Below are 11759 nucleotides of genomic sequence, written 5' to 3' on the forward strand. Positions count from 1 at the left end.
TGGCTACTGGATGATGGGCAGGGCCGCGACGATCTGCAGGTCGATGAGCAGCAGGATCTGGCTCTCGATCTGGAGGAAGCGGGCGGCGATGCGCGGTGACAACTCGGACTTGATGCGTGCGTGGTACTTCTGCTTCAGCGCCGTCCGGCGTGTCTCGAGATCGAGGGCCCGCGTCGCCAGGGAGTCGGCCATGGCGTCGGTCAGGGTCGCGTAATTGTCGGCAAACTCCTGGATGCCCTTCAGCTTCTCGTCGTTGAGCGCGCCGAGTTCGGCGTCGTACTCGCGGTAGATCGGCCAGAACGCCTTGTCCTCGGCCTCCGTGAACGCCATCAACTCGGTGATGATGGCGACCTTCTGGGCACGGATGTCCGACCGCAACAACTCGACGTAGGCACGCAGGTTGGCCTGGCGCGTGTCCTTATCACTGGCCGCCGGCGACTGCGCGATTGCCGCTGGAGCAGTGAAGCCGAGCAGAAGGAGGCATGCGCACAGTGCACGTCTGACCATCGGGGACTCCTGGTGGTGCGACAGAACCGCCCCTGGTGCGACTCCATCGAGTGTCACTTCTCTGACGAGCATGTCGCGTGCCATCGCCGCCCGGATGCCCGGCCGACGAGTGTGCGCCGAAAAGCCGCGAAAACCTCGCCCAGCGTCGGGAGGGCACGGCCCGAAGACCTACCGCATGTCGTGCGATATCCGATATGCGGGACGCTCGATGTGGCCCGGGCGCCTACGGCGACCCATTCGCCTTCACGGTGAGCGTGCCGTTCATGATCCGCCAATGTCCCGGGAACGTGCACGCATAGGGATACGCGCCGGCCTGCGACGGTGCACGGAATTGCACGGTGATCGTCTGTCCCGGGTCGACGATGCTCGTCGAAAAGAGCACGAGTGGCGTCTGCGGGACGTAACTCTGCGCGAGCGCGTCGCCGGTGGTCAGCATCTGATCGGCGGCCGCACCCAGCTGCACCAGGGACCCGATCGCCCCGAGGATGAAGTTGTGCTGCATGACGTCGGGGTTGGTGAACACGAGTTGCACGAGTTGCCCTGGCGCGACGGTCAGATCGGCGCGATCGAACTTCATCTGGCCCGGCACCACACTCAGGGCAATCGTGATATCCGGCCTGGCCGCTGGTGCCGACGGCGTGTTGCTCGCAGACGTCGCGGTCGTCGTCGCCAGCGCGAGATGCGCGGCGAGTTCGCCGGGTTTGGCGTACAGGGTCGCGGCGTTGGTCTGCCGCTCGACCCGTGACTTCCATGTCCCGCCCAGTGACTGCCGTGTACCGCCGCGTTCGACGTACAACAGATCGGGTGGGCTCAGGAATCCGCCATCACCGCGGTAGTTCTGGATGCGCAGCGTCAGCGTGTTCGAACCGGCACGCAGCGCCTCGTCGGGCACGGTGAAGACCGGCAGCGCGTTGGGCGCCGCCGGGTCGCGGGGCGGCGCCGGCACGGACTGACCGTTCACCCAGATCTCGGCGGCCTGGTTGATGCGCCCGAAACTGAGCTTGGTGGGCGCCGGCGACGACACATCGAAGGTCCGCGTGAACCACACGACGCCATCGAAGTTCGGCAGCCCCTTGGCCTCCCAGTTGCCAGGCACCTCCATGTCCTTCCAGGCGGCGGTGATGGCTGCCGCATCGGGCAGACGCCAGTCCGGCCGGTTGCTCCCGAGGCGCAGGGGCAGCGGCAGGGCAGTTACCGGCACAGCGGCCGGGTCAGCGCGATACAACGTCAGGAAGCGCTCCCGGTGACGGTGAGCGGCCACGTACAGCGCCCGGCTGAGCCAGCGGTCGCCGTAGTTGGCCGGCTCCAGGCTGGCCGCGTAGAGGGCCTTCGCGATGGCGTCGGATGGCGCGGCATCGGCCAGTGCGAGGATCGCCGCCAACCGCGTGTGCAGGTCGCTGTCACGCAGCAGTGCCGCATCCACGATCGCCTGTCCACCGCCTGGGCGTGTGGCCACGACGGTGGCCGCCGCCTTGCGTACGCCCGCGGCGGGGTGTTTCAGCGCAGCGACCAGCGTGCGTCCCGCGTCGCTCGTGAGGTCCTGCACGGCGCCGAGGCCATCCAGCGTCCAGACGGCATGCTGTGCACCACCGTTCACGCCCACCTCGTCGACCGACGTGTTTCGCGTGAGGGCGACGAGCGCCGGGACCGCGTCCTGCCCGCCACGCTCGACGAGCAGTCGCTGGGCGTGCAGTCGCCACAACATGTTGTCGGACGAGAGCGTCGCGACGAGTTCCGACGTCGTCGCCGCTGCCGATCGGGCCGGCGACCTGGCCGGAGCGGAGAGTGCAGGCGTTCGCGGTTCGGGTGTCCCCTTCGGCACAACCCTGTAGATGCGGCCACGATGCCGATCGCGCATCGAGGTCTCGTACGCGTTGCCCGGCCCATTGCTGTATCCCGGCGGCGTCGGATTGTGCTGGTTGATGAAGTTGTACCAGTCGGCGACCCACACGGCGCCGTCCGGACCCGCCTGGGCTTGCACTGGCGACACCCACTCCTCGGCGCCTGCGAGGAGGTTGTAGCCGTCTCGGGTGACGAAGCCGGCGCCGTCCTTCTCCATGATTCCCTGGCCGACCAGATGCGCGGTCGGTTCGGTGATGAATGCAATGCGGTTCCAGTACGCCTTCGGGAATCTGCGTGCCGTGTACAGCTGATGCCCGGCCGCCGCGGTATAGCCACCGTGCACGTCCACCTGGCGGATGTACGGCGTGATGAAATGCGCGGCGTAGAACTGCGCCGCGCTCTGGTAGCCGAGGCCGCTCGCCGGCCGCGCACCGGTGCTGAACCCTTCGACGCCCTCGAAGTAACGATTGGGAATGGCGACGTAGAAGCTGGGGTCGTTGTTGGCCGTCGAGCCAAAGACGTCGAACGTCTCCGAGAAGCCCAGTCCCCACGTGTTGTTGGTCGAGCCCGTCACGAACTCGAACGCCGAACCATCGGGCTTGAACCGGAAGACGCCCTGCGAGAACTGCATGGGCCGCCCGTTCATCTCGCCCTTGAAGCCCGCGTAGCCGACGGTTCCCCAGATGTAGTTGTCGGGCCCGTAGAGGAGGCTCGACGGGCCTGCGTGGCTGTCGCTGATACCCCACCCCGTGCTGAGGACCGTGCGCTTGTCCGCTTTGTCGTCGCCGTTGGTGTCCTCCAGGAGCAACATGTGTGGAGCCGCCGCGACGACGACGCCGCCCTTCACGTGCACCAGGCTCGTGGCCAGGTTCAGCCGATCGGCGAAGACGGTGAACTTGTCGGCCCGGCCGTCTGCATTGGTGTCTTCGAGGATTTTGATCCGGTCGGCGCCAGGCTCGCCATTCAGCACCAGGTTCGGGTAATCGATCGCTTCGATGACCCACAGTCGCCCACGCGCGTCGAACGAGAACGCGATCGGCTTGATGATGTCCGGCTCCTGCGCAAACAGCTGGAGGTCGAACTCGGCCGGCACCTGGATGAATTTCATCGAATCGGCGGGCGAGAACGGCATCTGGTACTTCGGCGCCGGGTCGCGCCTCTCGTAGTTCGGGACGTTGAAGCCGTCGAGATACGTGACGGCCGGCACCTTGAGCTGCTGCCAGGCCTGGCGGGACGAGTCCGACACGGCCCACACCGTCGCCTGCTCGACCAGTTGCTGGAAGCCGGGGTTGCGCCACGTGCGCTCATCGTGGCCGAACGCGGTGTAGAAGACCCGGCCCTTGCCCTGCGTCCGTACCCACGTGTACGGCTCGCGCCCTTTGTCGTCGACCCGCTCCATCAGGACCGTGCGATCGACGGGGTTGTGGCGCTTGTGGACGTACGTCTCGTCCCACGTGGTGAAGGGCGCAAGTCCACGCATGATCGGATGGTCCGGAGTGACGATCTCGGCACTGAAGTCGCCGGTGCCGTGCGTGCTGAACTCTCCACCGACCAGCGGAATGTAACGCGCGGCTTCCGTGAACATCGCCGATGCGCAGTGCAGCGCGATCAGGCCCTTGCCGCCCTCGACAAACGACACCAGCGCCTGCTCCTGCGCCTCGGTGAGCGTCTTGTGGTTGGCGTAGATCATCAGTGCGTCGTAGTGCGCCAGCACCTCCGGCCGCAGCGCTTCTTCAGGCGTCGCGACGTGCGTCAGCTGGATGCCCTTGCGCGCGAGCGGCGCCGCCAGAATCGGCATGAGCGCCATCGACGGGTGGTGCGGGCTGGTGTGGCCCAGGAACAACACGCGGAGCGCCCGGCCTTCGGCATTCGGCCGTCGGCCTTCGGGCTGTGTCGCGCCTTTGGCGGGTCCGGGTGCTCCCTGCATTGCTGAATGCCGGAATGCCGAATGTCGGAAGCCGCTGACCTCAGCCGACCAGAAGCCGACTGATGCGAGCAGGGCGAGCGCCGCCACCGCGAGTGTCAGGGGGGAGCGAGATGGTTGTCGATGCATGCCAGTCCTTCGTCGATCCCCGGCGTCAACGTCGCGCACGGGCGGTCTTCCTCGTTGTCTTGCGTGTGGAGCGCGCCTTGCCGGGCAGCGTCAGCGTGCGGAACCGCCGCGCCTGTTCCTCGATGCCGACCTCGGTGGCGAAGCGTTCGATGCTCGACGCGCCGAAGAAGCCGTCGACGCCGGTGGTGTGTGCGAGCACGTAGGCCACGTCCTCGGGCTCCGCGATCGGCCCGCCGTGACAGATGACGAAGACGTCCTTGCGCACCGCCCGGGCGGCATCGTGCATCGCTTGCACGCGCGCCGCCGACTCGTCGAGCGTCAACGCCGTCTTCGCTCCGATCGAGCCCTTTGTCGTCAGCCCAAGATGTGCCACCAGGACGTCGGCGCCGGCCCGCGCCATCTCGCGGGCGCTGTCGGCGTCGAACACGTACGGGCACGTCAGCAGGTCCAGCTTGTGAGCCTCGCGGATCATGTCGACCTCGAGGCCGTAGCCCATACCGGTCTCCTCGAGGTTCTGCCGCAACACGCCGTCGATCAGGCCGACGGTGGGGAAGTTCTGGACACCGTCGAAGCCCATCGCCTTCAGCTCGCGCAGGAACACGGGCATGATGCGGAACGGGTCGGTGCCGCACACGCCGGCCAGCACCGCCACGTCCTGCACGACGGGCAACACCTCCCGGGCCATATCGGTGACGATGGCGTTGGCGTCGCCGTACGGCATCAGGCCGGCCAGGCTGCCACGGCCGGCCATGCGGAATCGCCCGGAGTTGTAGATGATGATCAGGTCGACGCCGCCACGCTCGGCGAACTTCGCCGAGATGCCCGTCCCCGCCCCCGCGCCGACGATCGGCTGCCGCGCCGCCACCCGCCTGCGCAACCGGCCCAGCATTGTCTTACGCCCCAGAAACGGCATGCCTGCATCTCCTTACGGCTCAAGTCTCAGGTCTCAAGCCTCAAGCCTCAAGCCTCAAGTCTCAAGCCTCAAGCCTCAAGCCTCAGGTCTCAAGCCTGAGACCTAAGACCTAAGACCTAAGACCTGAGACCTAAGACCTGAGACGCAAGTTCAGTCCTTCGAACGTGTCAACCAGCGCCGCGGCGAAGGCCGGCTCGTTGATGTGTGCTTCAACCTCGCTCACCCGGACGCGACCGTCGAGGTGACGCCGCAGGCTGTCGAACAGCGCCGCATCAGCCTCCGGGTCATGAAACGGCTGGCCTGGCGCGTCGATGGCGCTCACGCCCTGCAGCGGCAGCACGAGCGCCGTCGGGCCCGTCGCCGTGTTCAACTGCGCCGCGATGCGTCGGCCAATCTCGACGCATTCGTCCGGCGTCGTTCGCATCAGCGTGACCGTCGCATTGTGGCGATAGAGGTTGCGGTTCCTGAACTGTTGCGGCACGGTCTCGATACCGCCGAAGTTGACCATGTCAAGCGCGCCGACTGACACAACCTGCGGGATGCCGCGACGTCCGGCCGCCGACAACCTGGTCGGACCCGCCGTGAGCACGCCGCCTACGACTTCGTCGCACCACTCTGTCGTCGTCACGTCCATCACCCCCGCGAAGTAGCCGTCGTCGATGAGACCTTCCATCGCGCGCCCGCCGGAGCCGGTGGCGTGAAAAACGGTGACGTCGTAGCTGGCCGCTTCCAGGGCCGTCCGTACGGCTGTGACGCACGGCGTGGTGACGCCGAACATCGTTGCCGCGACGAGCTGGCGAGTGGGGCCATCGGTGTGGTTTGCCGGCGAGGCCTGTTCGACCATGCCGCAGATGGCTCCGGCCGCATTCGCGAGGATGCGGCGCGACAGCGGGTTCAGGCCAGCGATGTCGACCACCGAATACATCAGCGTGACGTCCTTCACGTCCACGTACGGCGCGGTATTGCCCGAGGCCATCGTCGAGACCATGACCTTCGGCACGCCGACTGGCAGCGTCCGCATCGCCGCGGCCACCATTGTCGTGCCGCCGCCGCCACCGAGGCCGAGGACGCCGTCGAAGCGGCCCGCCGCGTACCACGCGGGCAGCAGGGCACAGGCGCCACGTTGCATCGTGTCCACCGCGTGCCCGCGGTCGCCTCGGGAGCGTAACGCCGCGAGATCACTGCCCCCGGCGCGCGCCACATCGTCTGCGGTCACATCGGGACTGACGGTGGGATCGCCAAGCACGCCGATATCGACGAGGAGCGTGCGTTGGCCGCGTGCCTGGATGCAGTCACGGACGAAGGCGTATTCCTGACCTTTGGTGTCGAGCGTGCCGAGTAGGAGGACGGTGCGAGGCGTCATGAGCGCAAGGATCTCCAGGGCTCCTCGGACGACTCATCGACGAGCGCTGGGCCGTCGATGATGGCAGGGGAGAGGATCGCCAGGAACACCAGCGTGTCTTCGCCGGCGTTGTAGGTGCCGTGCACGACGTCCTTCGGGATGTGCGCGATGTCTCCCGCGCCGAGGTGGCGCATGTCGCGATCGACCCACTGCTCGGCGGTACCGGAGACCACATAGATGATTTCTTCCATGGCCGGATGGCGATGGAATGCGTGTCCGGTGCCCGGAGGCATCCGTACGCGAACGAGCAGCAGGTCGCGGGCCTCGGTGAGCCCGGGGCGGCACAACCACTCGTGCGGTCCCCAGGGCAATTGGTCGACCTCGATGTCCTCCGAGGTCACGAAGCGCAGGGCCGGCGCGCCCCTGGTATCTCCTGCCACGTCCATCCTCCGTCTCGACGAGAGCAACACGTGTATCACAGGGCGCGCGTATACTGCGCACGCATCGAGCAGGTCTTGGCCGGGGGCGGGGCCGCGTTTCCGGTCCCGAAGGTCGCGCAGGCGTCGATCTCGCGACGATGCGCGCCGCCGGCCAGATCGACGAACCAGGCTGGCGCGTCAACGGGAGAGCATGTGATGACAGATGTGTCTGCGCAAGGCGTCAATCGTGCACGGCTGTTCTCGGGGATCTGCCTGGCGCTGATCCCTACCGGCGCCTCGTTTGCCATCGTCAGCAACATCCTCGGGGCGCTGAAGCAGGACTTCATCCTCACGAACTACCAGGTGGGCCTGATCGGTGGCGCGGCTCTGTGGGGCATGGCGATCTCGCTGCTCGTGCTCGGGCCGATGCTCGAGGCCTTCGGGCTCAAGAACGGCGCACGCTTCGGTTTCGCGGCGCACCTGACCGGCATCACCCTGATGATCGCGGCGGTCACGCAGGTCGGGTCGCCATCGGCGTTCTGGGTGCTGATGGTCGGTGCGGCGACGCTGGCCGTCGGCAACGGCATGATCGAGGTCGCCGGTAATCCGCTGGTTGCCGCGCTGTATCCCGAGGAGAAGACGACCCGCCTCAACTGGTTCCACGCTTTCTTCCCGATCGGGATCGTCGCTGGAGGGCTGGTCGGGTTCGTGCTGGCGACCTTCGGCGGACGCTTCGCCTACTGGCCGTACCAGCTGGCGGTCATCTACATTCCGATCCTGGTATACGGCACCCTGGTGCTGCCGCAGCACTTTCCGAAGACCGAGAACGCCGAGGCCGGAATCCCGGTCGGCGAGATGTTCCGCTACACGCTCACCAGCCCGTTGTTCCTGCTGCTCCTGGCCACGATGGCGGTCACGACGTCGATCGAGCTCGGGCCGATGCGCTGGGTGCCGATGGTGCTCGAGGCGGTCGGCATGCACGGCATCCTGGTCCTGGTCTGGATCAGCGGCTGGATGGTGGTGCTCCGGTTGCTGGCGAGTCATTTCGTCGAGCGCCTCGCGCCCACGGGCATGCTGCTGACCGCCGCCGTGTTGACCGGCAGCGGCCTCTTCCTTCTGAGTTTCGTGCAGGGGCTGTGGTCCGCGCTGGCCGTCGCGACAATCTTCGCGTGGGGCGTGGCGTTCTTCTTCCCGACGATGGTGGGGCTGGTGAGTGAGCGGTTGCCGCGGACCGGTTCGCTCGGGATCGTCCTCACCGCCGGCATCGGCCTCGGCATGGCAGGTGGCGTTGGTGTGCCGCTGATCGGGCGCCTGGCCGACGGGTTCCTCGCCAAGGCCATCGATCCCGCGCAGGCGCGGTCTGTCCTCGACCGGGTCGAGCAGCGCTTTCCGGCTCACCTGGCGACTGCGCTTTCGGGCAAGAGCACGGTCCGCGCCAGTGACGTGAGTGACGCACTCGAAGCGACGCGCACGGCGCTCGCGGACCTGCGCCAGTCGGGGGAGATTCGCGGCGATGCGACCGCGACGGCGTTGCGCGCGGTCGTGGCGACGCACCTCGACGATCCCGTGGTCGCCGAGGCTGGTGCCATCCTGCAACCTGCCGAGGCGCGAGGTGGACAGGACTCGTTCCGGTACGTCGCGCCGGCGGCGCTGTTCCTGGTCGCGGTGTTCGGGACGATGTACCTGAACGATCGTCGCCGTGGCGGCTATCGCGCAGAGCGGCTGCAAGGCGCGCGCGTGCCCTGACGCATCCGGCGACCGCGGGCCGCCCGGCACGCTGGGGGCGCTCAGCCCCGGAAACGCTCCAGCCTGATGTCGTACTTCTGCACCTTGTAGTGCAGGACACGCTCGGTGGTGTTGAGCAGCTTGGCGGCCTTGGCGCCGTTGCCGCGGGTGGTCTTGAGCGCGTCCTGCAGCATGTCCTTCTCGTAGGACTCGACCGCCTCGGTGAGCGACATCCGCGGCACGGTGCCCGACGCCTCGGCCGTCTGCAGCGTCGGCGGCAGGTGGTGGGCATGAATCACGCTGCCATCGCACACCAGCACGGCGCGCTCGATGGTGTTCTCGAGCTCGCGAACGTTGCCCGGCCAGTGATAGCTCACCAGCATGTCGATGGCCGGTGTCGAGATGCGCTTGATGCGGTTGCCGTGGTCGGCCGAGTACTTCTCGAGGAAGTGATCGGCGAGCAGCATGACGTCGGCCTTCCGCTCGCGCAGCGGCGGCGCGAAGATCGTGAAGACGTTGAGCCGGTAGTAGAGGTCCTCGCGGAACGTGCTCTCCGCGATCGCCTTCTCGAGATCCCGGTGCGTCGCGACGATCAGCCGCACGTTGGTCTTGATCGTCGTCGTCCCGCCCAGCCGCTCGAACTCGCGCTCCTGCAGGACGCGCAGCAGCTTCACCTGCGTCTGCGGGTTCAGGTCGCCGATTTCGTCGAGAAAGAGCGTGCCGCCCTCGGCGAGCTCGAAGCGGCCCTTCTTGCGATCCTGCGCTCCCGTGAACGCGCCCTTCTCGTACCCGAACAGCTCCGACTCGATCAGCGTGTCGGGCAGCGCCGCGCAGTTCACCTTGATGAACGCCTTGCGGGCCCGCGGCGAGTTGTAGTGGATGGCGTGGGCAATCAGTTCCTTGCCGGTGCCTGACTCACCCCGGATCAACACGGTCGTGTTGGTCCGCGCCACCTGCCCCACCTGGTCGAACACCTCGCGCATCGGGCCGCTCGTGCCGACGATGTTGCGGACGGCGTAGCGCTCCTGCAATTCCTCGCGGAGCTGGCTGTTCTCGGCAACCAGCCGCTGCTTCTCGGCCTGGACGAGCCCGTGCATCTTGATCGACTGCGACAGCAGGGAGCCGACGAGGCGATAGAACTTGAGCGAACGGTCGTAGTCGCGCTCGCGCTTGAAGGGCAGGTCGAGCCAGAGCGCACCGATCGTCTTCTTCGCGACGACGAGGGGCACACAGACGAACGTCACCTCGTTGCGCGCGAGGTCGCGACGCGCGCCGGCACGGTTGAGGAAGAGCGGCTCGCGGCTCGCCTGCGGCACGAGCACCGGCTTGCCCGACTCGACGACCCGACCGGTGATGCCCTCACCGACGCGATACTGCGCCCGCTGACCAGCCGCCGGCAGGCCCGCCGACGCGGCGACGCGCAGTTCTCCCTCATCCTCGTCGAGCATGACCACGGCGCCTCGCGCGACGCGATGATGCCGCTCGAGGATCTCGAGGACCTGGTGGAATGCCTGGCGGAGGTCGAGCGTACCCGACAGCGCCTGGCTGATGTCGAGCAGCGTGGAGAGCCGTCGGATTTCCCGGGAGGCTTCGAGCGTTCCCACAATCTTGTGGCTCATTCGGTCAGATCATACACTCCTGTAGGATCGTTTTGCTGGCCGCGATCCGCGTCATTGCCGCGGTCAGCCGGGACCGCGGCGGCTGCGCCGACGCGCGCGTCGCCGACAAGCTGGTCCCGCAGTGCGACGACCTGACCGACCACCACGAGCACCGGCGCCGGCAGGTGCGCTATGCGGACCGCGGCCACGAGTCCCTCCAGTGTGGATACCACCGTCGTCTCGTCGGCCGTCGTGCCACTGGCGATCGCGGCCGCCGGCGTGTCGGCGGCACGCCCTGACGCGACCAGCGTGCGCACGAGTCCTTCGAGATTGGCCAGGGCCATGAACGCCACGACCGTGTCGGCCTGTGCTGCGCCGCTCACGGCCTCGGACAGCCGTCCGTCGCCGGCGCAGGCACCCGCGACGACGCCGACCGACGTCGCGATGCCGCGGTGTGTCAACGGAATGCCTGCGCGCGCCGGCACGGCCGACAGCGCGCTCACACCCGGGACGACCTCGTACGGGACGCCGGCCTCGACCAGCGCGAGTGCCTCCTCGGCGCCGCGTCCGAACAGGTACGGGTCGCCACCCTTCAGCCGCACGACGCTCATCCCGGCACGCGCGGCCTGTACCAGCGACGCGCTGATCGCGATCTGATCGGCGGAGGGACCGTGCCCCACCTTGCCGACGTCCACGCGTACGGCCGTTCGTGACGCGCGGGCAAGCACGCCCTCACTCACGAGGTGATCGTGGAAGACGAGGTCGCAGGAATCGAGCAGCGCGGCGGCACGGATCGTCAGCAGGCCGGGGTCGCCCGGACCGGCGCCGACCAGGTACACCGTGCCTCGCTGGGCACGGTCGCCATGCAGGCGCGGGCTGCCGGGGGCGATGTGGGCTGACATGCCTGGTTCTCAAGCAAGGTCGTGGCCAGCACGTCGGCCATGGGCCGGGTGAGCGCGAACGCCAATGAAACCGGCGAGATCCTGCAGAACGCGCTGCACACGCTTTCGTGGCGATCATACGTAAACGTAGCTTCCAGTGATTGAGGCGACGGGGTTGTAGCTTCGCGGATCGCGGATGGCGGACCGGAATCGGGCGGATTCGGCAAGGCGGCAATCGCCAAAGAGCAGCGTCGGGCTGTCAGAGAGTGTTCTCGGAAGATGGCGACACCGTCTCGTGTCAGCGCCGACCTGAAGGTCGGCGCTGGCACCTGGGAAGTGGACGTAGCCGTCGATCTTCAGGTCGACGGAATCGGATCGAAATACGATCGCGGCTCCGCGATCCGCGTCCGTCGTCAGGTCCCGCCTTCCCACGATGTCGTAGCGGTCCGCGCGGTCGTCCTACGAGATCGTAGGCGCCG

Annotated in this window: 8 protein-coding genes; 1 reads left to right on the forward strand and 7 read right to left on the reverse strand. The window is 67.4% G+C overall.

Annotated features, from left to right (window positions below; translation table 11 throughout):
• Positions 1 to 3: 3 nt before the first annotated feature.
• The 5 genes from LuPra_RS07470 to LuPra_RS07490 form a co-directional block, all read right to left on the reverse strand.
• The gene (locus LuPra_RS07470) at positions 4 to 507 is read right to left on the reverse strand and encodes a hypothetical protein (RefSeq protein WP_110170168.1); all 504 of its coding nucleotides are present in this window, start codon (positions 505 to 507) and stop codon (positions 4 to 6) included.
• Between the two features lie 223 nt (positions 508 to 730).
• Positions 731 to 4402 carry a PVC-type heme-binding CxxCH protein gene (locus LuPra_RS07475; protein WP_110170169.1) on the reverse strand — a complete coding sequence of 1224 codons (3672 nt, stop codon included), beginning with the start codon at positions 4400 to 4402 and terminating at the stop codon, positions 731 to 733.
• Between the two features lie 25 nt (positions 4403 to 4427).
• On the reverse strand, positions 4428 to 5315 hold the full coding sequence (locus LuPra_RS07480) for a phosphoenolpyruvate hydrolase family protein (RefSeq protein ID WP_110170170.1): 888 nt from the start codon (positions 5313 to 5315) through the stop codon (positions 4428 to 4430).
• 130 nt (positions 5316 to 5445) lie between these two features.
• Positions 5446 to 6678, reverse strand: coding sequence for a Tm-1-like ATP-binding domain-containing protein (locus LuPra_RS07485; RefSeq protein WP_110170171.1), 1233 nt, complete (start codon positions 6676 to 6678; stop codon positions 5446 to 5448).
• Positions 6675 to 7097 carry a cupin domain-containing protein gene (locus LuPra_RS07490; RefSeq protein ID WP_234800776.1) on the reverse strand — a complete coding sequence of 141 codons (423 nt, stop codon included), beginning with the start codon at positions 7095 to 7097 and terminating at the stop codon, positions 6675 to 6677. Before LuPra_RS07490 ends, LuPra_RS07485 begins: the two co-directional genes overlap by 4 nt.
• Positions 7098 to 7292: 195 nt before the next feature.
• Between LuPra_RS07490 and LuPra_RS07495 the strand changes: the two genes are divergently transcribed.
• Positions 7293 to 8822 carry an MFS transporter gene (locus LuPra_RS07495; RefSeq protein WP_157898862.1) on the forward strand — a complete coding sequence of 510 codons (1530 nt, stop codon included), beginning with the start codon at positions 7293 to 7295 and terminating at the stop codon, positions 8820 to 8822.
• A gap of 41 nt (positions 8823 to 8863) precedes the next feature.
• On the opposite strand, the gene LuPra_RS07500 is transcribed toward LuPra_RS07495, so the two are convergent.
• On the reverse strand, positions 8864 to 10420 hold the full coding sequence (locus tag LuPra_RS07500; RefSeq protein WP_110170174.1) for a sigma-54-dependent Fis family transcriptional regulator: 1557 nt from the start codon (positions 10418 to 10420) through the stop codon (positions 8864 to 8866).
• Positions 10417 to 11301, reverse strand: coding sequence for a uroporphyrinogen-III C-methyltransferase (gene cobA / locus LuPra_RS07505; RefSeq protein WP_110170175.1), 885 nt, complete (start codon positions 11299 to 11301; stop codon positions 10417 to 10419). Before cobA ends, LuPra_RS07500 begins: the two co-directional genes overlap by 4 nt.
• Between the last annotated feature and the right edge of the window lie 458 nt (positions 11302 to 11759).

Source organism: Luteitalea pratensis (assembly GCF_001618865.1).
Classification (GTDB): Bacteria; Acidobacteriota; Vicinamibacteria; order Vicinamibacterales; family Vicinamibacteraceae; genus Luteitalea; species Luteitalea pratensis.

Excerpts from the sequence above, each read along its gene's own strand:
- LuPra_RS07470 (WP_110170168.1), bottom strand. The coding sequence starts at position 507 with ATGGTCAGACGTGCACTGTGCGCATGCCTCCTTCTGCTCGGCTTCACT.
- LuPra_RS07475 (WP_110170169.1), bottom strand. The coding sequence starts at position 4,402 with ATGCATCGACAACCATCTCGCTCCCCCCTGACACTCGCGGTGGCGGCG.
- LuPra_RS07480 (WP_110170170.1), bottom strand. The coding sequence starts at position 5,315 with ATGCCGTTTCTGGGGCGTAAGACAATGCTGGGCCGGTTGCGCAGGCGG.
- LuPra_RS07485 (WP_110170171.1), bottom strand. The coding sequence starts at position 6,678 with ATGACGCCTCGCACCGTCCTCCTACTCGGCACGCTCGACACCAAAGGT.
- LuPra_RS07495 (WP_157898862.1), top strand. The coding sequence starts at position 7,293 with ATGACAGATGTGTCTGCGCAAGGCGTCAATCGTGCACGGCTGTTCTCG.
- LuPra_RS07500 (WP_110170174.1), bottom strand. The coding sequence starts at position 10,420 with ATGAGCCACAAGATTGTGGGAACGCTCGAAGCCTCCCGGGAAATCCGA.
- cobA (WP_110170175.1), bottom strand. The coding sequence starts at position 11,301 with ATGTCAGCCCACATCGCCCCCGGCAGCCCGCGCCTGCATGGCGACCGT.